Source organism: Shewanella sp. ECSMB14102, from assembly GCF_000813075.1.
In the GTDB taxonomy this organism is placed as follows: Bacteria; Pseudomonadota; Gammaproteobacteria; order Enterobacterales; family Shewanellaceae; genus Shewanella; species Shewanella indica.
This window is the reverse complement of sequence record NZ_JWGX01000024.1, coordinates 1-22,084: the sequence shown is the minus strand read 5'-3', so window position 1 is coordinate 22,084 and position 22,084 is coordinate 1. Positions and strand designations below refer to the sequence as shown.

Genomic DNA, 22,084 nt, shown 5'->3' with positions numbered 1-22,084 from the left:
TGTCATCAGCAGACTTGGATTTATTCAGCTCTGCTTCAACTTAGGGTAGACTGGCGCTATTGGTTTGACTGATAAGTAAAAGGCGATGAAATGCCCTCATTCGATATAGTGTCAGAAGTAGATGCCGTTGAGCTGCGTAACGCAGTGGATAACAGCAAACGTGAATTGGATACCCGCTTCGATTTCCGTGGGGTGGAATTTGCGGTGGAGTATAAAGACTTTGTAGTGACCCTGTCGGCAGAGTCGGACTTTCAGTGCAATCAGATGGTGGATATTTTAAGAACCCAACTGAGCCGTCGTAATGTGGATCCCAAGGCGATGGAAGTGGATGAAAAGGCGATTCACAGCGGCAAGATGTTCTCTTTGAAGGTTAAGTTCAAACAAGGCATAGAGGCTGATGTGGCCAAGAAGCTGGTAAAACAGATCAAAGACAGCAAGATAAAGGTGCAGGCGCAAATCCAGGGCGACTCGGTACGGGTCACAGGCAAGAAGCGTGATGACTTGCAGGCTGTGATGGCGCTGGCCCGTAATACCGAGCTGGGCCAGCCTTTCCAGTTCAATAATTTCCGCGACTAGTCGTTAATCTGCGACTTGAGCGTATCCTGAGCAGTATCAGCCCGCCTCGGCGGGCTGTTTTTTTGCACCAGCCAAATTAGCAGCAGCACGGGCAAGCCTATGATGCTGGCGCTGACAAAGAAATTTACATAGCCAAAGGCGTTGACCCAGGCGCCGGAGAAGCCGGCAATAAACTTGGGAAACAGTAACATCACCGAAGACAGCAGCGCATACTGAGTGGCACTGTAGCCACTGCTGGTGAGGCTGGAAAGGTAGGCGATAAAGGCCGCTGTGGCGATACCGCCGCTGAAGTTGTCCACCGAAATTGCCAGGGTCAGCAGTGGCACGTTGTAGCCCACCATGGCCTGCAGGGCGAACAACAGATTGGTGGTGGCCACCAGGAAGGCGCCGACATAGAGGATTTTTATGGTGCCGAAGCGTGCCAACAACACCCCGCCGAATGCCGAGCCCACCAGGGTCATGATCAGACCATAGACCTTGCTCAAGGTGGCTATCTCCTCCTTGCTGAAGCCCATATCCACATAGAAAACATTGGCCATGATCCCCATGACAATATCCGAGATCCGGTAGCAGGAGATCAGCATAAGGATCAGAATCGCGCTCTTGCCGTAGCGGCGAAAGAAATCGATAAAGGGCAGGGCCACGGCACTGTATAGCCAGGAGATAAAGGCGGCCATCCTATCTGTGCCGGCTTGGGTCAGCTGCTTGGCTTCCCGCTCTTGAATCGCCCTGTCTTTACTTTTGACGCCGAAGATCAGCAACCAGAGCAGCAGAATGAGCCCCATAGTGACCAGAGTGACTGTATCTGTATTCAAGGCCTGACTAGGAAAGTAGGATTGCAGTACCTGGGTGAAAGGCTCTGCCAGGCTAAAACAGAAATAAAGCCCCAGCAGCAGGAGCAGTAACTTGCCATGGCGCAGGATAAACAGGTTGGCCGGCGCGGCCCAGACAGAGAGTCTGGGTGCCAGATTGGCTCTGAGTCTGTCTCTGAGAATGGCTTCCTCTTCCCCTATCGAACTGATATCCACCGCCGGCTCTTTGGCAAAAAGTGTTGCCAGTATGCCTATGCCCATCAAACCTGCCATCACCAGATAGGCGGTTTGCCAGCTCTGGAGATCATAGCTTTCCGGCTCGGGAGAAACCCAGGCGGCGATAGTCAGTGAGCCTGCCGTGGCTATGATCATCGCGCTGCGATAGCCCACCTGATAGGCGGCGGCCAGTGCCGCCTGCATTTTCTCCGGCGCCGACTCGATACGAAAGGCATCGACCACTATGTCCTGGGTGGCGGAGGAAAAGGCCACCATCAGCGCAAACAGTGCCAGATGGGTGAGATCTTCCATGGGGTCACTGCCGGCCATCCCCAAAATGGCGGCTATCAGTAATAGCTGGGAGAACAGCATCCAGCCGCGGCGACGGCCAAAAAGTTGGCTGAACAAAGGCAGGGGCATGCGATCGACCAGGGGGGACCAGGCCCACTTGAAGGCATAGATCAAGGCCACCCAACTGAAATAGCCAATGGCGGCCCTGTCTACCCCGGCTTCCCTGAGCCAGAAAGACAGGGTGGAAAATACCAGCATCAGCGGCAGGCCGGCGGAAAAACCGAGCAGCAATAAGATGAGTACCCGCTTATGGAAATAGATACTCAGGGCGTCTCGGGTGCTGGCAAAAAAAGATTGAGGCATGGCACGGCTTGGTGAGAGTCAAAGGCCTTAGAGTAAAAGCCTGCGCCTGCGACTTCAAGGCGTGCTTGGGTGTTTGCCCAATAAAAAATCCCCGGCAAAGCCGGGGATTGGTCGCCCGTGTCATTAAAGTGTCACTCGGGCGGGGTAGATTAACGTCTGTCTCAGGGTCTGACGCCGATACAGCCTTCGGGTATGGGGCCACCACCGAACAGGTATTCACAGCAGTCGTCCAGTTGCTGGCGCAAAAACTGGTTACCGCGCAATACCCAATCGGGCCATTTATCGAAGGCGTACAACAAGTGCCAAAATACGCGTTCGACATCCGTTTGCGCTTCCCCCTGCAAGTTCAGCTGATGCCATTCTTCCAGGGTATCCCACAGATACAATCTGACTTCATTAAATTCCAGCTTGTCGCTCAAGAATGCTTTGCCGTAATGAGCCAGTTGGGGCGCTTTCACATCGATGAACTCTTCCGGGGTCATCAGATCGCCTCCTTATGTTTGCCAGGTTCAGTATAGACAGCTTTTTGATACTGAGCCGTGCCTGGGGTTAATTTCTCGGCAGAAGTGTGGCTTTCTTCAACAAAACTTGGGTGACCGGCACGTCGGGCCAACCCAAGGTGCTGTTGGTGCCTGTCTCTACCAGCGCCATATTCTGCAGAACTTCAAGCCCTTGGCTGACTTCACCGAATACGGCATAGCCCCAGCGCCTGGAGGATGGGTCGAGCTTTTTGTTGTCGGCCACATTGAAGTAAAACTGGCGGGTGGCCGAATGGGGGGCATTCTCTCTGGCCATGGCTATAGTGCCTAGGCTGTTGGACAGGCCGTTGCCCGACTCATTGACTATCGGCTTGTCTGACGGCAGTTCTTCATACTTGGGACTGAGGCCGCCGCCCTGAACCACGAAATCGGCAATAATGCGGTGAAACAATGTGTTGTTGTAGTCGCCGCGCACCACATAGGTGAGAAAGTTGTCCACAGTGATGGGCGCCCGGGTGCGGTCAAGCTCGACCACGATTTTGCCCATGCTGGTATCAAATTCCACTTGAGGGTAGAGATTGTCTTTTTGTATATCCAATGCCAGCGCCAGCTGACTGGTCAGCATCAATACGGCTGCGAGTATCCATCGGCTCATGACCAGATTCCTTATCATAGTGTTGCAGACGGGCCTGCCTGTGAGTCACCGACCGGCCCAATAAATTACTGCTGCAAAAAGCTGTGCAGCTCGGGGTCGTTGAGTATTTCGCCGGTCAACTGGGTGATCAGCTTGTTCATGTCCAGTTCCAGTGAGGCGAAGTCGGCACCGAAAGGCCCCTTGAGCAGCCCCTTGGCCTTATAGCGCTTGGTCAGGGTATGGCTGCTGTTTTTCGCCAGCAGATTGATGCTGACATTGGTTTTGGCTTCGAAGCCGAAGCTGGATTCATCCACATCAGTGAGCAGTTCAATCAGCTGCAGCTGCACTTCTTTCCCACTGGCGGGATCAATTCGGTATCCGGCCTTGGCAAAACCTTGACGAAACAGTTGATCCAGTTGGGCCCTGGGTGGCTCGGCCGGGCTGACCAGACGTGCGGCTTTGCCGTCTTCATTGAATCGCACAATAAAATTGGCGGTGCGGGTATCCAGGGTTTGCAGCGCCAGAGCAGGCTCCAGCGAGGTCTGTGGCGTGACCGCAGGCAGTTCAGGGCTCAGGGCAATAAAGTTGGGGGTATGACTGGCGCAGCCAAAGAGCAGCGCCGACCCCAGCATCAAGGTAGCAAGCCGTTTCATAAAAATCCGAAGCTGTAAAAAGGTGGCATCAGGATAACCAGATTTGAGTTTGGCTTCCAGCATCTGCTTATGGCAGATAGCCGACTTTGGTTCAGCCAGGGGGAGATTTTTGCGGGTTCTTTGCGCGTATGCCTCCAAGGGGCAAACTCAAGTATCAATCCCGTGAAACAGCTAGTATAGATTATCAAGGGGTGTCTTTGTCAGTTAGCGTTTCTGAATGACATCGTAAACCAGATCGTATTCTGCAAGTGGTTTTTTCATTTTTGTAACATTCAAGGCTTCAATCTCCGACGGCGACAGGGTAGAGTCAAGTTATTGCTCTAAAAACAGCTGTTGGGAATATGTTGGAATTGAAATCCGGGCCTTTGCCGACGACTCAATCAGGGGTTGCTACCCAGGCGGCGCCTGACTCTTTGATAGATGTTCACGGCCGGCCTCTGTTTGGGCATTTCGACGGCCCGCCGAAAAGCCTGGGATTGGCAGACTTTCAGCTGTTCAATGAGATGGACCGCAGGGTTTCACGCCTGAAACAGCGCTGCAGTTATAAGCAGTTTGAGTTTATTGGCCTTAACAGCCCCAGATGGATGCTGGGCGTTGCCTTGGCGGATATCGCCTATCTTGGCAGTGGTTTCTGTTATCTGTTTGATTTGCAGAGTCGTCGCATGTATCAGCAGAATCTGCTGCGGCCGCCCGCTGGTTTTAACCTGAGCCGTTCGCCATGGCAGGGGGAGAGCCGTATGGGCGGCATTCACTTTCGGCGTGAGCAGGGACAATGGCAACTGAGCCTGGATCTTAAACTACAGGGAATGCCACTTGAGGGGGAAATGACCTTGATTCCCGAACCGCTCAGCTTGCCGATGGCGCTTTGCAGTCCAACCGGTTACAGCGGTTGGACCTATACCCAAAAACACAATGCCCTCAAGGTCTACGGCCAGTTGTCCTTCAATCATGAACCCCAGCCGCTGCTGCATGCCAGAGCAGGTTATGACTTTTCCGCAGGCTTTATGCGCCGGGAAACCAGTTGGCGCTGGGCCTCTATCAATGCCGATATTGATGGCAAGGGGTTGGGGCTAAACCTGGCGGCCGGAGTCAACGAGACCGGCTCTTGTGAAAACGTGCTCTGGGTTGATGGTGCCAGGCATTTGCTGTCGCCGGTGCATTTTGAGTTTGACCGCAGGGCAGCATCCGGCGGCCAATGGCGAGTTTGGTCTGAGCGCGGCGAGCTGGAGTTGGCATTTTCGCCCTTGGGGTGCCGCAGCGAAAGGCTCAATCTGGGGCTGCTTAAAAGCAATTTTCGCCAGTATACCGGGCTGTTTTCCGGTTGGGTCAAAGACTCCCTGGGCAAGCGCCATGAGCTGGTGCAGCAGAGCGGCCTGACAGAAGATCACTTTGCCAAGTGGTGAGCTGGAATAAAAGGAATAAAAATGGATTTCAATTTACTTATTTCACACCCTGAATGGCTGCTGCTGGTATTGGCGCCGCTGTTCTTCATCTGTATGGCATTGGAGTGGTTTTTCGGTGACCGCCTCAGACGTTTGCCTGAGAATGCCCGCTATCGGCCGGCGGAGGTTTTCTGTAACTTTGTGCTGGCAGGCATGCACCAGGGCGCCGATATTCTCACAGGGTTACTGCTGGCCAAACTGTATTTGTGGTTATTCGGCTGGCGTTTGTTCGACATTGAGATGAATGGCTGGACCTTTCTACTGCTGATGCTGGGGCAGGACTTTTGCTATTACTGGTTCCACCGGGCCAGCCACAGATGCCGCTGGATGTGGGCCGCCCATGTAGTGCACCACAGCTCGGAAAACATGAATTTTTCCACCGCCTTTCGTCAGAGCCTGATGTACCCATTGGCGGGCATGTGGCTGTTTTGGCTGCCCTTGGTGATCATAGGCTTCGACCCCAACTGGGTGGTTTTTGTGGTGCTGCTTAATCTTGGACTGCAATTTTTTGTCCATACCCAGGCCATCAAACGTCTTGGGCCCTTGGAGTGGATATTCAACACGCCGTCCCACCACAGGGTGCACCATGGCCGCAATCCTCAGTACATAGATAAGAACTACGCCGGGGTGTTGATCATTTGGGATAGATTATTCGGCAGCTTTGAGCCGGAGCGGGAAACCGTGCGCTATGGTATTACCAAGCCGGTGAACAGCTTTAATCCTGTGACAGTCACCTTTGCCGAATGGCGCGATATGTTGGCGGAAGTGAGCCGCCCCGGGCTTAGTTTCAGGCAGCGTTGGCGTTTGCTGTTTGCGCCGCCGGCCAGTCAAGAGTTGCCCAGCTCCGGCCTCGGAGGATATGCTGATGGCCCTGACAGTTCCAAGGAAGCTAAGGAGTACTGATGAAGCTTTTTGTGTTTGACCATTGTCCTTATTGTGTCAAGGCTATGATGCTGGTGGGGCTTAAGGCGTTGCCGGTGGAGCGGGTCTATCTGCAAAACCATGATGTGGAGTCCAGAATAGCTATGGTCGGTGCCAATATGGTGCCCATTTTACAAAAAGCCGATGGCAGCTTTATGGCCGAGAGCCTGGATATCGTCAGTTATCTGGATAATCTGGATGGTAAGCCGGTTATTACGATTGCCAGCCAGGCCGATGCTGTCAGCCAATGGCAGGAGGCATCCGGTTATTTCAGCAGTCGCTTGCTCTATCCCCGCAGTGTGTTGCTCGGCCTGCCTGAATTTGGCTGCCAAGAGGCGATTGCCTGGTTTACCCAAAACAAGAGCGCCATGATAGAGATGTCTTTCGAGAAAGCGCTTGCGCAAACGGCCGATTATCTTGAGGGCCTGGCTAAGTGTTGGCCTCTGCTCGACTGGCTGCTATTGCCGTCGGAGCGGGGCAATAAGTTGAGTATTGATGATATCAACCTGTTCCCCGGTCTGAGAAACCTGACCATGGTCAAGGGGCTGGTATTCCCGGCCAGAGTGCGCGCCTATATCGAAGAGGTGGCGGCGCTGACTCAAATCGACTTGTACGACGACAGAGCCGTCTGAGCGCCTTCATCTGAGTCATACAACTACACCCAAAAAAAGACAGGCCAGTGCTGGACCTGTCTTTTTCATTCGTTTTCACTTTAGGGCAAGTGCTACTTTTAACCCGGCTTTTTCAACTCAGCTTTTTCAGCACTCTCTTTGTTCAACGCTCTCTTTGTTGATGCACTGAGCGTTGTCTGTGCTCCTGAGCACGGCGGGGCTGGCGTCGCTCAGCCTGATGGCGCTGTGGCTGAGCTCGCTGCTGATGCTGCACCTTCGATTGACTATGAGGCTGATAGTGTCTCTGAGGCTGATGTTGTTTATCTGCCTGTTGCCGGCGCTTTTCAGCTTGTCTATGAGTAGTGTTAGTGTGCCGGTTTGAGGCCTGTTGCAACTGTCTGTCTCTGGCCTGATGTTTAACCCGCATCGTTTTGTCGGCGGCGTTGGCACTGCTATTGGCACTCCTATATGACGGCTGCTGTGACAGCTGGCGAACTTTTTGGGGCTCGCCCCTATGCATCTTCTCCCTCTTGTCAGCGGCGCGCCATTCACGGCTATTGTGCTCTCTGCGCTGCTTTAACTCTCGCTGCAACTGCTTTTGTTGCTCGTTTCTGTCCTGATGCAGCCTTTGGCTGTGGTTGAAGCTGCGTGCCTGGGATTCATAACGCTTGTGTGGCTTGTTGTATACCGCCTTATTGTAGCGTTGTTGCAGCCCTGGATGGCGATAATGGGCGCCACGTCTGTGGTGCGGGTTATGGCTCCAGCGCTGGGCTCCCTGGCTATAGGCCAGTCTCGGCCGGTAGTGATTATAGTGCTTATGGCGATAATCGACCCAGACCACTCTGTCATGCCAATGAAAGGCGCTGAAGAAGAAGTTAAATGAAATGCTGACCCCGGCACTGCGCCAGTAAAACGGACTGGAGTGGTAGCGCACATATCCGGGGAAAGGGTCCCAATAGATAGGTGGGTAGCTGCTCCAGTGCCAATGGCCATAGACACGGCGACTGTCGTAGTAAGGGACATAGATAATCTCGGTGCGGGTCGGTGCTATCACTATCTGACGTTCGTCGCGTCTGACGTTAAGGTTACCCAGGTCATTTAATGAGTCGGCATCCCAGGCGGCTTGTCTCAGGGTTTGAATCCCATCCATCACCCGGCCTTCATCGGCGATAAAGGCTTCGCCCAAACGGGCGGTCCAGTCCAGATCTGTGCTCATCTTGTTCAACACTTCCGGAAAGGCGATAAGCGCCATCACACTGGGATCCCAATCCTGGTTCTCGGCTTCGGCCATCAGGCGTTCATTGCTCCAATGGCTGCGCTGTTTGCGCCAGCGCTGTGCCTGCACCAGTTCCAGTGGATAGGTTGAGGCGATTAGCATATGGGTCAACAAGGTGTCCGGATAGAGAGCGATAGGGGAGAGCAGCTGCATCAGCTCGGGTTCCCGGATATCACTGCCGGATTCGGCGGCCTGCAGCGCCGTAGTTGGCAGGCCAAACAGACACAGGATAAGCACACTGTGCTGCAGCCAGATTTTCAGCTTGTTCATGGTTGCCTCCTTTAGGCCGATATGGTTACCAGCCTGGCAAGTGAGCTAACTGAGGTCTTGCGACGCAATTCCCCATCAGTGGCTTCAGGATAAGTCGCCTTTGATGAACATAAGCTGAAGGTTTTGGGGGGGCTAAATATTATCCAGCGAATGGACAAAAGATTTTGTCTTTTTCTGGTTCAGCCCCTGGTTGTGAGTGGTTTTATCAAAACAGTCATTTAGATAGCCATTGGGAAGCTCTAACTGGACAAACTGTGTAGTAGATCACAGTTTATGGGGGCGCAAGCCTCCACCCTGTTATAGCTATTTATCTTTAGTCGCCATTGAGTGCGACTATCGCCAACAAGCAAAAGGAGTGTATATGGCAACCAAGAAAGTCAAGGCACCCACTATAGATATAGGCATCAATGATGCAGATCGTAAAAAAATTGTCGCGGGGCTTTCTGCACTGCTGGCCGACAGTTATACCCTGTATCTGATGACCCATAATTTCCATTGGAACGTCAAAGGCCCACAGTTCAACAGCCTGCATCAGATGTTTATGGATCAATACACAGAGCAGTGGAATGCGCTGGATGAAATTGCCGAGCGGATCCGCGCCCTGGGGTATCCGGCGCCCGGGACTTATAAAGAGTTTGTTCGCCTGGCATCCATCAAGGAAGTGGAAGGTGTGCCCTCTGCCAATGAGATGATATTACATCTGGTTGAAGCCCAGGAGGCCACGGCCCGCACCGCCAGAGATCTGTTCCCCGTTATCGACAAGGCCAATGACCAGCCGAGCGCCGATCTGCTGACCCGCAGGCTGGAAGTCCACGAAAAGACTGCCTGGATGTTGCGTAGCTTGCTGGAGGAATAGCCTAAACGCTAGGCGCTACGCATCAAAAAGCCGCCCCGGAGTGCTCCGGTGCGGCTTTTTTTTAATAGCCTTTATTGAAGTGGCATTTGTGTTGGCAAGGTTCGCTTACCCCAATCACATAGTTTGCCCATGTTGATGGAGAGCCACTCACTTGTCGCCTGGCTGCCACGCCAAGTCGTTTGGCGCTATCTATTCAAGGCTTAAGTGCCTTAATCAAGGTATCAGGCCTTTTCGGGAATACGTTCCAGTACCGCCAACAGCAGCTGCCAGTATTGGCCCACTGTGGTGATATTCACCATTTCATCCGGGCTGTGGGGGAAGCGTATGGTGGGGCCGATAGACACCATATCCATGACCGGATAGGGCTCCTTGAACAGGCCACATTCCAAACCGGCATGGATCACCATGATCACCGGCTCTTTATGGTAGATGTCCTGATAGGTGTCGCGCACAATCGCCATTACAGGAGACTGGCTGTCTGGCTTCCAGCCTGGGTAGGCGCCGGAAAGATCAATCTCGGCACCGGCCAGGTTGGCCAGGGCGATCAGCATGCCTTCAACCTGGCTGCGACCAGAGTCAATTAAGGAGCGGATCAGGCACAGGAGTTTGACATCCTGTTCGCTGGTATTGATCACCCCGAGGTTGAGTGAGGTCTCGGTCACGCCTTCAATCTCGTCACTCATCCGCATGACACCGTTGGGGCAGGCATGCAGCAGATCGATAAGAGTGTTCTGACTCTGCTCGCTCATCACCTTGGCAGGCAGCGGCACTTCGGTGAGAGTCAGGCAAGCGGCCGGATCGGCAACCGCCAGCTCTTCTCTAAGCAGCGCCTGGAAAGCCGCGGCGGCTTCGCTCAACGCTGTGGCTTGTTCGGCCGGTACCAGAATAGTGGCACTGGCTTCACGGGGAATGGCGTTACGCAGCGAGCCGCCGTTGAATTCGGCCAGTTCCAGCTGCAGGCTTTCGCTGTGTTCAAACAGAAAACGGGCCAGCAGCTTATTGGCATTACCTCGTCCCAGGTGAATGTTCACCCCCGAGTGGCCACCCTTGAGCCCGGAGAGCGTCAGGTTGAATGCCTGGAAACCCTCGCCTGTGGCTTCCCAGACCATGGGCAGGGCGATCTCGGCATCCACGCCACCGGCGCAGCCCATGTAGATTTCGCCTTCTTGCTCTGAATCTGTGTTGATCAGGATTTCACCGCGAAGCATACCGGCTTCCAGGCCAAAGGCTCCTGTCATACCCGCTTCTTCATCTATGGTCAGCAGCACTTCCAGCGGCCCGTGGGGAATATCGTCACTGCCGAGAATGGCCAGCGCCGATGCCATGCCTATGCCGTTATCGGCACCCAGAGTCGTGCCCTGGGCCTTGACCCAGTCGCCATCAATCCAGGGCTGGATCGGATCTTTGACGAAGTCATGCTCTTTATCGGCATTTTTCTGCGGCACCATATCTATATGGGCCTGGATCACCACGGGTTTGCGGTTTTCCATCCCGGGAGTGGCATCTTTGCGAATAATCAGGTTACCGACTTTATCTTCGATAACTTCAAGCTGACGGTCTTTGGCCCAGCTCTGAATATACTGGCTGAGCGCGGCTTCATGCTTGGATGGGTGAGGAATGGCACAGATTTGTTCAAACCACTGCCATAGCGGCTGAGGTTGCAATTGGCTGAGACTGGACACAGCAAACTCCTGATCTTTTCGTCTGGTTGGCGGGCTTGGAACGGGCCAAGCGCGAGTTGTCACCAGTCTATCACACAGCGGCCTAAGGGCGCAGAACCCAGTTGGGACAATTGTTTATTTGTGGCAGCGAAACTTGCCAGCCAGATAATGGTAATCCGGCGCCGGAAAGGGAATAATGCTGGGCGCCAATAAAAAATAATTAGGATGGGTCATGGTTGAATTTATTGATGTTACTGACCAGGATGCAATTTTCAGTGAGGCAGGCTGGGATGCATTGCTGGTGGTCAGCGCCGATGTGACGGCGTGTCCAATCGAAGAGGTGGCGATACTGGCCTCCCACGGAGCTCAAGTCGACAAACGGGTGGGCAAGAGCCCGACCCTGTTGTTTGCTCCCGGGCTTGCCGGTGGCCGCTTGATTATCGCCCCGGTCGCGCCGCTTGGCGATTATGACGATGTGCGCGCCTTTGCCAATGCTGCCAGGGCAGGTATCGCCATCGCCCGAGACGCAGGAGCTAAAAGGCCGCTGCTGTGGGTCGATAAGCCTGTATCCTTGGGCGATGAATACGCCAAGGCCGATCTGGTTGCGGCGTTGGCAATGGCGCAGGAGCTATGGCAGCCATTGGAAGCCCGTGAGGCAGGTGCCGCCCTTGGCAGCATAGAAGCCATAGGGGTGCTGAACGGCGCCGATGCCGACATGCTCAATGCCATTGAAGCCGGTCGCAACCTTGCCAGAGATCTTTGCGGCACTGAGCCCGAGCGCATGGGCGCCCCTGCCTTTGCTGATTACTGCCTCAATGCCTTCAAAGATTCAGGGCTGTCGCTGCAGGTCGTGGAAGACAGAGACATTCTGGAGCGGGACTATCCCTTGCTGAGCGCCGTGGCGCGAGCCTCTTTTGCCGTGGCCAGACATCAGCCCAGAGTCGTTAAATTGGAGTACCGCGGCGAAGGTGACATCCAGCACAGTTATTTCTTTGCCGGTAAGGGTGTGGTGTATGACACAGGCGGCGCCGATCTTAAAGTGGGCGGCGCCATGGCCGGTATGAGCCGTGACAAGGGCGGCGCGGCTGCCGTGGCCGGTTTGATGAAGACCTTGTCATTACTCAAGCCCAAAGGCATTCGCGTGGTGGCCGAACTGGGGCTGGTACGCAACAGCATAGGCAGCGAAGCCTTTGTCACGGACGAAATCATCACCGCCCATTCGGGTGTCAGGGTCAGGATCGGCAATACCGATGCCGAAGGGCGCTTGGTGCTGGCCGACTTGCTGTCCCATCTGCGTTTAAAGGCGCAGGGCAGTGCGGCGCCCGAGCTGTTCTCTGTGGCAACGCTGACCGGCCATGTGGTGCGAGCCTATGGCTCTTACAGCGCGATAGTAGCCAACGCCGTTGCCGAGCAACAGGCATTGCCCAAGCGGTTGCAAGCCAGCGCCGAGCGTTACGGTGAGGGGCTGGAGCTGTCCCGTTTGCGTAAGGAAGATTTTGCCAAGGTGCGTGATGTTTCCGGTGCCTCAGAGCTACTTTCTTCCAATAATGCGCCCTCATCGGTTACCGCCAGAGGGCACCAGTATCCGGCGGCCTTCCTGCTAAAGGCTTCCGGATTGGCACAACACGGGGTAAAAGACGCTCAGCCTATGGCCTATAGTCATCTGGATATTGCCGGCAGTGCCACAGAAGGTGACCCCCTCTATGGCAAACCTACGGCGGCGCCGCTGCTTGGGTTGTTTGCCTATATGACTGAGTAAGCCCTCAACGCCTCCCGGTCGATGTCGTCGGCCGGGTTATCCCTGTACTCTGTCCGTTGGCTTTTGTTCATTTGGCGACCGCTATATTGGCATTACCTAGCCCCGATATTTGCTAGGCGCTATCTTGTCTAAGTTCTCCACTGCAAGCGGTTGGGTCAGAGCTGACTTGAAGCCGTTTGAATCGTCATCCACTACTAACCCTGAAAACAACAGAAAACTTTCAGAAGGATTTTTAGCCAATCTTATAACCGGGTGATCTAATTCACCTTAACTGGTCTTACCTCTTTGAGATCACGCTTTTACCTCCGTTGGGAGACTAACATTTGGGCGCTGACTGACAGTCAATTACAGCGTTAGATTTTACTTAATCTGGATGAGGTTGGTTTGGTTTGTTTTGCTATTATTTCTTTAAAATCAAGTGGTAATATTTTTTATTCATTGTGTTTCGAAGTGTATCATTAAGTGCCATGGGTAAATCTTGTGTAACGTTTATGTAATTGGCTTACATTTTTAGGCGTGTTTTAAATTTTCAGCCTTGATACTTGTAATAAAATTACAAATGGCTATAATAGCTCTCGTTGGTTAGGCAAGCGCCTTCCACCTCTAGTCAATCCAGGATGGATAACTATCTCCAGGGAAATGAGTGACAAGTTGTCTCCACGGATATGAGAACCTCTAGTTCCAGGGAACCGAGCCAAGCTTCACTAGAGTATTTATTTCACAACTTTGTTAGGAGTATCGGCTATGTCTTACACAGGCAAAAACAACCTAGTTTATTGGAGCAACACCTGGTTTGATTGTCAGGTTTTGCGCGGCGGCATGTTCGCCATGAGTTTTAAGGGCTGACTACCCCTTTAAGTAGTTCCATCATCCATCAACCTTTGTTCACCACTTTGTGGTGTATTTAGACTCAAGTTGCAATAGAGGTTTTGCTTCTGTTGCCAGGTGTTACCCGCTAGCGCGGTAGACTCTTTCCCTTTTGGGTGCTTGATACATGTCTTGGCCTGCTCTTTGAGCAGGCTTTTTTTTGTTCGCAGCAAAATGTGAATAAATTGTGAGCTGGTGGGCAATTAATGGATACCACAGGCCGACTAAGTACTCTGGTGCTGGTCTGATCAGCGCAAACTCCCTATAATCTGCCGCCGATGACCTCGTTAAAGAAGTGTCACAAACCTCCCTACACTCAAATTCAAGGAACCTGGTTCCATGTTGGAAAAACTGTTTAAGTTAAAACAAAACAAAACCTCTCTGAAGCAGGAAGCTGTGGCGGGTCTAACCACCTTTCTGACCATGGCTTACATCATCTTCGTTAACCCCTCAATGCTGGCTGATGCCGGTATGGATCAGGGCGCAGTCTTTGTGGCGACCTGTATCGCGGCGGCGATAGGTTGTCTGGTCATGGGGCTTTTGGCCAACTATCCCATCGCCCTGGCGCCGGGAATGGGTCTCAACGCCTTTTTTACCTATACAGTTGTGGGTGAAATGGGTTACAGCTGGGAAACCGCGCTTGGCGCCGTATTCCTCTCCGGGATCTGCTTTATGATCCTCTCCCTGGTACGAATTCGGGAATGGGTGGTCAACTCTATTCCTATGTCGCTGCGCCTCGGTATTGCCGCAGGTATCGGCTTGTTTTTGGCGCTCATTGGCCTCAAGAGTGCCGGTATTGTGGTTGCCAATCCGGCGACTCTGGTAAGTATGGGGGATATCACCGCATTTCCGGCACTGATGTCGGTATTGGGGTTCTTCTTGATCATCGCTTTTGTTCAGCGTGGATATAAGGCGGCGGTGATCCTCAGCATTCTGGCCATCACTCTGCTAGGGCTGGCCTTTGGTGATGTGCAATATAGTGGCCTGGTATCCATGCCGCCCTCCATTGCGCCTACCTTTATGAAGATGGATCTCTCCGGCATGCTGGAGATCAGCATGATTTCCGTAGTGTTCGCCTTTTTATTTGTGGATTTGTTCGATACCTCTGGCACCTTGGTGGCCGTGGCGCAGCGTGGTGGTTTCCTGGATGATAAGGGCCGCCTGCCAAGACTCAATCGCGCCCTGACCGCCGACAGCGCTGCCACTATTGCCGGGGCCATGCTGGGTACTTCGACCACCACAAGTTATGTCGAGAGTACCTCAGGCGTCAGCGCCGGTGGCCGTACCGGCTTGACCGCCGTCGTGGTCGGGCTGCTGTTTTTGGCTTCACTCTTTATCTCGCCGCTGGCCGGTATGGTGCCTGCTTATGCAACCGCGGGCACCCTCTTTTATGTGGCGATTCTGATGATGTCTGGCCTGGTGCATGTGGAGTGGGAAGATTTGACCGAAGCCGCCCCTGTGGTGGTGGTCTGCCTGCTGATGCCATTGACCTTCTCAATAGCCACGGGGATCGCCTTTGGCTTTATCGCCTTTGCGGCGATTAAACTTCTTTGCGGCCGTTTTCGCGATCTCAATGCCGGGGTGGTGGCACTGGCGCTGCTGTTTATTCTCAAGTTTGCCTACGGCGGTTAAGGCTAAAGCGCGAGCATCTGCTTTATAAACTGCATTTATTAAGGGTCATACTTTGTATGGCCCTTTTTGTATGAGATATCGCAATAAATAACGATTTTGTCCGCTTGAATGCCGACTGCCGCTAGGAATCCGGCGACGGATTGGGTATAAGATTTATCCCCGACTTTTTTAAGTAAATACAAGTGATGAACTTGAGTGACACACGCTACCGCCGGGTAGTGGTAAAACTGGGTACCAGTGTGCTTACCTCCGGCAGCAAGCGCCTGGACAAGGCCCATATGGTCGAGCTGGCCAGGCAGATGGCGACCTTAATGCGCGCCGGTATCGAAGTGGTTTTGTGTACTTCCGGCGCCATTGCCGCAGGGCGCGAGCACCTGATGTATCCGGAGTTGCCGGATACCATGGCCAACAAACAGTTGCTCGCGGCCGTGGGCCAGAGCCAGTTGATCCTGGCCTGGGCTCAGTTGTTCAGTATTTATGGTCTGCACGTGGGGCAGTTGCTGCTGACCCGGGCGGATCTGCACGATCGCGAGCGCTATCTCAACGCCAGAGATACCCTGAATGCGCTGCTGAAACAGAATATTATCCCCATCATCAATGAAAACGACGCCGTTGCCACCAATGAGATCAAGGTAGGGGACAACGACAACCTGTCTGCCCGCGCAGCGCTTTTGTGCGATGCCGACTTGCTGATCCTGCTGACAGACCAAAAAGGCTTGTTCGATGCCGATCCGCGCCATAATCCCAATGCTCATCTGATCAGCGAAGTGGTCAATATCGATGACAGCCTGCGGCAACTGGCCGGCGGCTCGGTTTCCGGTTTGGGTACCGGCGGCATGGCTACCAAGCTGGAGGCGGCCGACATAGCTCGCCGCGCCGGTATCGAGGTGGTTATCGCCTCGGGCCATCATCCGGACGCCATAGAAAAAATCGTTGCCGGCGAGTCAGTGGGGACTCACTTCTGCGCCATCGAAACCCCGCTGGAGAGCCGCAAACAGTGGATCCTTGCCGGACCCAAGGCCAAGGGGAAACTGACTTTGGATGAAGGCGCGGTGCGGGCGGTAACCGAAAAGGGCCGCAGTCTGCTGTCCAAGGGGATTATTGCTGTCGAGGGCGAGTTTGAACGTGGCGCCACGGTGCAACTATTGGATCCCAAGGGCCGTAAACTGGCGCGGGGGATCTGTCGCTACAGCGCCGTGGCCCTCAAACGTATCGCGGGCCAGCATTCAGATAACATTGAATCCTTGCTCGGCTATGACTATGGTGATGCAATAGTGCACCGCAACGACATGGTGGTTTTATGACAGCTGAATATCTGCAACAACTGGGGCAAAAGGCCAAGGAATCCAGCTTTGCCCTGGCCAATCTTTCCGGCACCGCCAAGCAGCAATTGCTGCACAATATCGTTGCCGCTCTCAAGGCCGATGAAGCGGCTATTCTCGCGGCCAATGAGCAGGATGTCGCCGCGGCCAAAGAGGCCGGTCTCAACGCGGCCATGATAGACAGACTGCTGCTGGATAAGTCGCGCTTGGCCGGAGTGATAGCCGATATCGACAATGTGATTGCCCTTGCCGACCCCATTGGCCGCGAGTATGACAGCCGGGTGTTGGATAACGGCTTGCGCCTGTGTCGCCGCGCCGTGCCACTGGGGGTGATAGGCGTTATCTATGAGGCCAGGCCCAATGTGACTGTGGATATCGCCGTGCTGGCCCTTAAAACCGGTAATGCGGTGATCCTCCGTGGCGGCAAGGAAACCCTGAAATCCAACCTGGCGCTGGCCAAGGCGATTCGCCAGGGCGTTAAAGCCAGTGGCTTGCCGGAAGATGCGGTGCAGCTTATAGATAACCCGGATCGTACCCTGGTTACCGGCCTGCTCAAGCTGGATCAATATGTGGATATGATAGTGCCCCGCGGCGGCGATAAGCTGCAGCGGCTCTGCGCCGAGCAGGCAACTATCCCGGTTATTCTCGGCGGTATCGGCATCTGCCATCTCTATCTGGATAAGGCGGCCGATCTGGAGAAGGGCATTCCTGTCATCCTCAATGCCAAGGTGCAGCGGCCAACCGTATGTAACGCCCTGGATACTCTGTTGGTGCACAAGCAGATAGCCAAGGAGGCATTGCCCAAGGTGGCCAAGGCCTTAGTCGATGCCGGAGTTAAGCTGGTAGGCTGCCCTGAGACTGTGGCGATTCTTGGGGCTGAGCAAGTGGCCGCCGCCAGCGAGGATAGCTTTGCTACCGAGTGGTTATCCCTCAATCTGGGGATCCGGGTGGTCGATGATATCCAGCAGGCCATAGGTCATATTCGCCGCTATTCCAGCGGTCACTCCGAGGCTATCCTCACGGATGATATCATCGCCGCTACCGAGTTTATGAACCAGGTGAATTCGGCGGCGGTTTATCTCAATGCCAGCACCCGTTTCACCGATGGCGGCCAGTTTGGCCTGGGCGCCGAGGTGGCTGTCAGTACTCAGAAACTGCATGCCAGAGGCCCCATGGGGCTGGAAGCACTGACCACCTACAAGTGGTTGGGTGTCGGTGATTACACCGCCAGAAGTTAGTGTTTACTTCTTGTAAAAGGTATTCAGAGCCACATATAACAAAGCCCCGCAGTTGCGGGGCTTTTGCTTTGGCCGCTTACGATTCAGCTCTTAATCGCCGCAAAACTGCCGCGGCAGAGCTTGGCCAAGTCCTCTGCGGCAAGACAGATCTCCAGCCCACGGCGACCGGCGCTGACATAGATGCTGTCAAACTCCTGGGCGCTGGCATCTATCACTGTGGGTAACTGCTTTTTCTGCCCCAGAGGGCTGATGCCACCCACCAGATAGCCGGATGAACGCTGCGCCAATTGCGGATTGGCCATCACCAACTTCTTGGCCTTAATCGCCTTGGCAACGCATTTCAAGCTAAGTTGATGATTCACCGGCACCAGGGCCACCGCCAGTGGCGGTGACTTTTCATCGCTGCTGACCAGTAGAGTCTTGAATACCCTGTTGGGATCCAGTCCAAGCGCACTGGCGGCCTCTTCGCCGTAGGAAGGGGCATTCTTGTCATGGTGATATTCGTGAACGGTAAAAGAGATCCCCGCCTTGGTGGCGAGATCGATTGCGGGTGTCACAAGTGTCTCCTTAGGTTGTAGCGTGAGCAGAGTTTCGTATCGCGTTTTAATCCGGATATCTGTTGCGCCAAAACCTGTCTAACTATCAAAACAGGTGTCATAGCATAAGCCTCAAGCCTTTCAGGGTCGAGACTGCGGGTCACTCTTTTAAGACTCAGTTTAGGAGCAAGACCACAAAGCGGCATAAAAGCTTAAGTATTAACTCAAGCAATTGTCTGGAAAATAGCTTAGACATGAGCCCAGATATCAGCGGCTACTGATTATCTGAGTTAGGGGCTAATCCGAGGCTGGTAAAATCGATAGGCCAGGGAAGGGCTTTAAACATGAGTTAACCCATTTTTCCAAAATAAAACGCCCGGCATCTGGCCGGGCATTTTGAAAGACTATGGCGGCTTTACTTCTGCGTTGCGCGGTAGTGGTCGAAATTCTCGATATAGTCGTCCATCGAGCCTTCGAGCATCTCCTTGTAGCGCTCCATATAGTAATCCATCATCTCTTGCTTCTTCGACTGCATCTGCTCCTTGGTGGCAAAACCGGTAGAGCCGAACCAGGCATTGTAACGAGCCAGGGCATACATGAAAGAGGCACTGACTTCACCGGTCTGGACTTCAGTATTCTGGTTCTGTTTGTTAGCCAACTCGATGAGTTCACTGGCACGCTGAAAAAACGCCTTATCTGTATCAGACATCTGAGATTCCTGTTTAAAGCCGAGAGCTTGCCTCTCGTTGTTAGGGTTAACTTACCCTAGAGTGTTTTGCTGCAAACTGCTGTAATCCGCTTCACATTCCTGATTGCTAAAGCTAAACAAGCATGAGTTGAATCGCAAAAGAGAGCAACTAACTATCCCAAATAGCCAATCATTTAGGTGCCCTAGGCTAAGGAAGGTGCGACCAAGTCCCTTATGTGCTCTGGGTCGGCAGACAGACCTGTTTGTTGTGCTTTTCCCTTTTTTCGCTTTTACTTAATTTCTTCCGATTGGCGATTGTTTCGCTCACCCAATCTGGTTATTGTAGATACAATTCAACCGCTTATTTTAGGCTTTTTCTCTTAACGGCAAGCGATTATAACTCCTGGTGTAGTAGGCCATATAGGGAATATTGTCTTGACACAGTTCCAGGGCTGCTCTCGGCGGTTTTGGGGGATCTTCAGGGACGAAGTCAGTTTCGTATCCGTGCGGTAGCTATGCTTGCAGCAAAATGCTCCGCAAAAGCGCGCCTGTTATCGACGGTTTTCGCGTTAATCTGCTGGTGAAATTGAAAACATCAATAAAGTCATAATGATATACGTATTCCTAGTGGATAATAGCTTTGGAAACCGCGTATGCTTACCCTACAGCTGTTAGTAGGTTTGAATTGGGTCATGAGGTATTCTGAGCTTGTTGCTGATAGCGAAGCAGTCTTGTTTGAACTAGCAGAGTTAACTGGTATCGCATACGAAAAAGGAGAGTTTGCGGCGTTTAAAGCGCCCAACTTCTGCCCGGTGTTAACACGTCTTCGCCGAGCTCAAAGGAAAAATGGATATCTAACAATAGTTGAACACTAGATTTTGACCAAAGAATGCTCAAGTACCAAATAATGTTTGAGCGAAAAATAAACTTTTAGTGGGTTGCTAGATTTTTTTGATGCCTTAATTGGGAAAAGGAGTTTCTTGATGAATGAACTGGCCAATGAACTAGAAAGCAAAGGGTACAATATCAAGATTCAAGGTAATACGATAATTATTCGTTTAGGAGGCTTAACCAACCCGGTATCGGTTACCTATGATTGGGCAAAAGGCCAATATGATGTTGGTACTAGAGATTTACCTCTCGGTATCATCTACACGTTTCTATTTTCTATTTCTCTTTACGGAGCCTTAGTTTCCATCAGTTTTGTGAATGTTTTTCTGATTGCAGTCAGTGCTTTCGGGTTTACCTCTTTGATCATCACAGAATTGAGGGTTAGTCCATTGAGGTATTTTATAGCTCAAAAAAACGGGATGAAAAGCAAGGAAAAAACAAGTAAACCCAAGCTTAAAAACGTGGACAATGAATCCTAGGTAGAGGTTAGCACGACTGAAATAAGTTCGATTTCATCAAAGCTCTACAACTCAAGGCTCTCTTTCGATTTCAAAGAGCTTAAACCATATAGCGCTGCTTGGATGCAGACAGAAAGAAGATTAATTTTTCATTCTATAATGGATAGCTTGATTTTTGTTAAAGAGAGCAAATGGTAGATTTCAGTATTTCACAAATAGGCGCACTGATCCTGCACCGGAATTTTAAGCTTTCAAACTTACTAGAATCAAAAATAATGGGAGCACCATCAAAGGCTGATATCTGGCATTTGCGTTGCAGAAAAGAGGAGCTGCTAACGCTTCAGAAAGCATTGGCAGAAAGACTCAAGCAAAATGAACAAAACTCTTCTCTAAGCTTGGTTCTAGAAGAAATTGATGAAATATGTAAAAAAAATACAATAATAGGCTAATTAGTATTGCCCATTCTGGGCTTAACCTCGCTACGATTAGCTGTTGTCGGCGTGACGCATAAAGGACGATATGGAATACGTAAACAAACCACCGGGAGTAAGTAGAGAATCGATTAGAGAGCTTGAAGGGGCTTTTGGTGTGAGCTTACCAAGTGAGTTTTATGATTGGTGGCAGAACAGTAATGGGGCGGACATCTTTTTTGGTTTTAAAGAGCTGCAATTTTTCTCAATCATAGAAATACTCGGTGAGGATATATACGAGTTAAAGAAATATATGCCTAACTCAATACCTATTTGTATGGATGGAAATGGTAATATTTGCGTAGCAAAAATTGAACAGCGAGAAATTTCTGGCTATTACATCGCTAATTGTGGTGATTTAGGCTGGGACGAGGCCAAATTTGTTGCTAAATCTCTTGTTGAACTGATAAGTGATCAAGTTTCGCCGGAGAGTAGATTAAATGTTTAAGAACTGGCTATGGCATTAAGTTTGAATCGCAACGCGTCATTTATTTTGTTCGTTAAAATTGTTTACATTGCTTAGATGTTGTTTTTTGAAGGGGAGTAATTGTGATATTGCCAAGTTATTATGCGGAATGGCTCAATAGTATTGATACGGCTGAAGCTGTCTGTTACAGAGGGAGTGAGTTCTATTTGTTCCCGGAGAGTGAGCTTATTGATGAAATCACGATAGATAAAAACACTGTCAACACCTTTAATCAGCTTTATGCCTTCATCAAAACTCAATTGGAAGTTTCCGGTAGTTCTCCTTTAACCATTGAACAATGCAGATCTTGCATTACGATCGGAACTGATAATGGCAATCCAGTTTTTATCGATCTAATGCGTGATTCAGAATTGTTCTGCTATTACCTTGATGGTGGTTATATTGAAGCGAAAGGTGGTAATTTGCTTAGCTTAACAATGGAGGCGATAATTGATGATATATGAAGTTTAGAGATATTGGCTCTTTTGGTTGGTTTGGTCAGTTTAAGGTGTGGCAAGGGTTTCAGCGGTATTTAGCTATCCAGAATATGAAGTGATGTTATGGCTGAGTTATTCCTAATTTGTTGCTGTAATGGTTAGGCAGTACAAAACAACCAAAATTACCAACTTTAAAGCCCCTAAGTCGGACGCCATATGGAGGGTGTTCAAAATTCTGTGTCACGTTAAAAATCACAGA

General features: G+C 51.9%; 21 protein-coding genes. 13 read left to right on the top strand and 8 right to left on the bottom strand.

Annotated elements, in window-relative coordinates; all coding sequences use genetic code 11:
- The first annotated feature begins 90 nt into the window (after positions 1-90).
- Positions 91-576, top strand: coding sequence for a YajQ family cyclic di-GMP-binding protein (locus tag RC73_RS08690; RefSeq protein ID WP_039034280.1), 486 nt, complete (start codon positions 91-93; stop codon positions 574-576).
- Here the strand turns inward: RC73_RS08690 and RC73_RS08685 are convergent.
- The 4 genes from RC73_RS08685 to RC73_RS08670 form a co-directional block, all read right to left on the bottom strand.
- On the bottom strand, positions 573-2,258 hold the full coding sequence (locus tag RC73_RS08685) for an MFS transporter (RefSeq protein ID WP_039034279.1): 1,686 nt from the start codon (positions 2,256-2,258) through the stop codon (positions 573-575). The genes RC73_RS08690 and RC73_RS08685 overlap by 4 nt on opposite strands.
- Before the next feature lie 161 nt (positions 2,259-2,419).
- Positions 2,420-2,740, bottom strand: coding sequence for a hypothetical protein (locus tag RC73_RS08680; protein WP_025011704.1), 321 nt, complete (start codon positions 2,738-2,740; stop codon positions 2,420-2,422).
- A gap of 67 nt (positions 2,741-2,807) precedes the next feature.
- Complete coding sequence (locus RC73_RS08675; RefSeq protein ID WP_028779732.1) at positions 2,808-3,392, bottom strand: peptidylprolyl isomerase; 585 nt, start codon at positions 3,390-3,392, stop codon at positions 2,808-2,810.
- Between the two features lie 65 nt (positions 3,393-3,457).
- On the bottom strand, positions 3,458-4,024 hold the full coding sequence (locus RC73_RS08670; RefSeq protein ID WP_039034334.1) for a YajG family lipoprotein: 567 nt from the start codon (positions 4,022-4,024) through the stop codon (positions 3,458-3,460).
- A gap of 341 nt (positions 4,025-4,365) precedes the next feature.
- Here RC73_RS08670 and RC73_RS08665 point away from each other — a divergent pair, with 341 nt between their 5' ends.
- From RC73_RS08665 to grxB, 3 genes are read left to right on the top strand one after another with little or no spacing between them, the layout of a single operon-like run.
- Complete coding sequence (locus RC73_RS08665; RefSeq protein WP_052248095.1) at positions 4,366-5,427, top strand: DUF2804 domain-containing protein; 1,062 nt, start codon at positions 4,366-4,368, stop codon at positions 5,425-5,427.
- A 21-nt stretch (positions 5,428-5,448) separates the two neighbouring features.
- Positions 5,449-6,369, top strand: coding sequence for a sterol desaturase family protein (locus RC73_RS08660; protein WP_052248094.1), 921 nt, complete (start codon positions 5,449-5,451; stop codon positions 6,367-6,369).
- The gene (gene grxB, locus RC73_RS08655) at positions 6,369-7,019 is read left to right on the top strand and encodes a glutaredoxin 2 (protein ID WP_039034278.1); all 651 of its coding nucleotides are present in this window, start codon (positions 6,369-6,371) and stop codon (positions 7,017-7,019) included. Before RC73_RS08660 ends, grxB begins: the two co-directional genes overlap by 1 nt.
- Before the next feature lie 142 nt (positions 7,020-7,161).
- Here the strand turns inward: grxB and RC73_RS08650 are convergent, their stop codons facing one another.
- On the bottom strand, positions 7,162-8,544 hold the full coding sequence (locus RC73_RS08650; protein ID WP_039034277.1) for a DUF3300 domain-containing protein: 1,383 nt from the start codon (positions 8,542-8,544) through the stop codon (positions 7,162-7,164).
- 361 nt (positions 8,545-8,905) lie between these two features.
- Here RC73_RS08650 and RC73_RS08645 point away from each other — a divergent pair, with 361 nt between their 5' ends.
- A complete protein-coding gene (locus tag RC73_RS08645) occupies positions 8,906-9,400 on the top strand; it encodes a Dps family protein (RefSeq protein ID WP_039034276.1) in 495 nt (164 codons plus the stop codon).
- 221 nt (positions 9,401-9,621) lie between these two features.
- On the opposite strand, the gene RC73_RS08640 is transcribed toward RC73_RS08645, so the two are convergent.
- On the bottom strand, positions 9,622-11,082 hold the full coding sequence (locus RC73_RS08640; protein WP_039034275.1) for an aminoacyl-histidine dipeptidase: 1,461 nt from the start codon (positions 11,080-11,082) through the stop codon (positions 9,622-9,624).
- Positions 11,083-11,293: 211 nt separating this feature from the next.
- Between RC73_RS08640 and RC73_RS08635 the strand changes: the two genes are divergently transcribed.
- The 4 genes from RC73_RS08635 (at position 11,294) to RC73_RS08620 (ending at position 17,879) form a co-directional block, all read left to right on the top strand.
- Positions 11,294-12,820, top strand: a complete 1,527-nt coding sequence (locus tag RC73_RS08635; protein ID WP_039034274.1) for a peptidase M17 — start codon at positions 11,294-11,296, stop codon at positions 12,818-12,820.
- Between the two features lie 1,206 nt (positions 12,821-14,026).
- Complete coding sequence (locus tag RC73_RS08630; RefSeq protein WP_039034273.1) at positions 14,027-15,319, top strand: NCS2 family permease; 1,293 nt, start codon at positions 14,027-14,029, stop codon at positions 15,317-15,319.
- 185 nt (positions 15,320-15,504) lie between these two features.
- Positions 15,505-16,623 (top strand): glutamate 5-kinase, encoded by a 1,119-nt coding sequence (gene proB / locus RC73_RS08625; protein WP_039034272.1) that lies wholly within the window; start codon positions 15,505-15,507, stop codon positions 16,621-16,623.
- Positions 16,620-17,879, top strand: coding sequence for a glutamate-5-semialdehyde dehydrogenase (locus RC73_RS08620; RefSeq protein WP_039034271.1), 1,260 nt, complete (start codon positions 16,620-16,622; stop codon positions 17,877-17,879). The genes proB and RC73_RS08620 overlap by 4 nt, the downstream gene beginning before the upstream one ends.
- A gap of 83 nt (positions 17,880-17,962) precedes the next feature.
- Here RC73_RS08620 and ybaK read toward each other — a convergent pair whose 3' ends face one another.
- Together ybaK and RC73_RS08610 are read right to left on the bottom strand one after the other, a co-directional pair.
- Entirely contained in the window at positions 17,963-18,436 is a 474-nt protein-coding gene (gene ybaK, locus RC73_RS08615) for a Cys-tRNA(Pro) deacylase (protein WP_028780679.1), read from the bottom strand.
- A gap of 394 nt (positions 18,437-18,830) precedes the next feature.
- Positions 18,831-19,124 carry a DUF3144 domain-containing protein gene (locus RC73_RS08610; RefSeq protein ID WP_025009906.1) on the bottom strand — a complete coding sequence of 98 codons (294 nt, stop codon included), beginning with the start codon at positions 19,122-19,124 and terminating at the stop codon, positions 18,831-18,833.
- Between the two features lie 962 nt (positions 19,125-20,086).
- Here RC73_RS08610 and RC73_RS08600 point away from each other — a divergent pair.
- From RC73_RS08600 to RC73_RS08585, 4 genes are all read left to right on the top strand, one after another.
- A complete protein-coding gene (locus tag RC73_RS08600; RefSeq protein WP_039034269.1) occupies positions 20,087-20,473 on the top strand; it encodes a hypothetical protein in 387 nt (128 codons plus the stop codon).
- Between the two features lie 170 nt (positions 20,474-20,643).
- The gene (locus RC73_RS08595; protein ID WP_039034268.1) at positions 20,644-20,901 is read left to right on the top strand and encodes a hypothetical protein; all 258 of its coding nucleotides are present in this window, start codon (positions 20,644-20,646) and stop codon (positions 20,899-20,901) included.
- Positions 20,902-20,971: 70 nt separating this feature from the next.
- Positions 20,972-21,370 carry an SMI1/KNR4 family protein gene (locus tag RC73_RS08590; RefSeq protein ID WP_039034267.1) on the top strand — a complete coding sequence of 133 codons (399 nt, stop codon included), beginning with the start codon at positions 20,972-20,974 and terminating at the stop codon, positions 21,368-21,370.
- A 101-nt stretch (positions 21,371-21,471) separates the two neighbouring features.
- Entirely contained in the window at positions 21,472-21,852 is a 381-nt protein-coding gene (locus tag RC73_RS08585; protein ID WP_039034266.1) for a hypothetical protein, read from the top strand.
- Positions 21,853-22,084: the final 232 nt, after the last annotated feature.

What these genes read in the sequence shown, in the direction of transcription:
- RC73_RS08630 (WP_039034273.1), top strand. Translation starts at nt 14,027, where the DNA reads ATGTTGGAAAAACTGTTTAAGTTAAAACAAAACAAAACCTCTCTGAAG.
- RC73_RS08650 (WP_039034277.1), bottom strand. Translation starts at nt 8,544, where the DNA reads ATGAACAAGCTGAAAATCTGGCTGCAGCACAGTGTGCTTATCCTGTGT.
- RC73_RS08675 (WP_028779732.1), bottom strand. Translation starts at nt 3,392, where the DNA reads ATGAGCCGATGGATACTCGCAGCCGTATTGATGCTGACCAGTCAGCTG.
- proB (WP_039034272.1), top strand. Translation starts at nt 15,505, where the DNA reads ATGAACTTGAGTGACACACGCTACCGCCGGGTAGTGGTAAAACTGGGT.
- RC73_RS08600 (WP_039034269.1), top strand. Translation starts at nt 20,087, where the DNA reads ATGAATGAACTGGCCAATGAACTAGAAAGCAAAGGGTACAATATCAAG.
- RC73_RS08680 (WP_025011704.1), bottom strand. Translation starts at nt 2,740, where the DNA reads ATGACCCCGGAAGAGTTCATCGATGTGAAAGCGCCCCAACTGGCTCAT.
- RC73_RS08665 (WP_052248095.1), top strand. Translation starts at nt 4,366, where the DNA reads ATGTTGGAATTGAAATCCGGGCCTTTGCCGACGACTCAATCAGGGGTT.
- RC73_RS08645 (WP_039034276.1), top strand. Translation starts at nt 8,906, where the DNA reads ATGGCAACCAAGAAAGTCAAGGCACCCACTATAGATATAGGCATCAAT.
- RC73_RS08590 (WP_039034267.1), top strand. Translation starts at nt 20,972, where the DNA reads ATGGAATACGTAAACAAACCACCGGGAGTAAGTAGAGAATCGATTAGA.
- RC73_RS08595 (WP_039034268.1), top strand. Translation starts at nt 20,644, where the DNA reads ATGGTAGATTTCAGTATTTCACAAATAGGCGCACTGATCCTGCACCGG.
- RC73_RS08620 (WP_039034271.1), top strand. Translation starts at nt 16,620, where the DNA reads ATGACAGCTGAATATCTGCAACAACTGGGGCAAAAGGCCAAGGAATCC.
- RC73_RS08690 (WP_039034280.1), top strand. Translation starts at nt 91, where the DNA reads ATGCCCTCATTCGATATAGTGTCAGAAGTAGATGCCGTTGAGCTGCGT.
- RC73_RS08610 (WP_025009906.1), bottom strand. Translation starts at nt 19,124, where the DNA reads ATGTCTGATACAGATAAGGCGTTTTTTCAGCGTGCCAGTGAACTCATC.
- RC73_RS08660 (WP_052248094.1), top strand. Translation starts at nt 5,449, where the DNA reads ATGGATTTCAATTTACTTATTTCACACCCTGAATGGCTGCTGCTGGTA.
- RC73_RS08670 (WP_039034334.1), bottom strand. Translation starts at nt 4,024, where the DNA reads ATGAAACGGCTTGCTACCTTGATGCTGGGGTCGGCGCTGCTCTTTGGC.
- RC73_RS08685 (WP_039034279.1), bottom strand. Translation starts at nt 2,258, where the DNA reads ATGCCTCAATCTTTTTTTGCCAGCACCCGAGACGCCCTGAGTATCTAT.
- grxB (WP_039034278.1), top strand. Translation starts at nt 6,369, where the DNA reads ATGAAGCTTTTTGTGTTTGACCATTGTCCTTATTGTGTCAAGGCTATG.
- RC73_RS08635 (WP_039034274.1), top strand. Translation starts at nt 11,294, where the DNA reads ATGGTTGAATTTATTGATGTTACTGACCAGGATGCAATTTTCAGTGAG.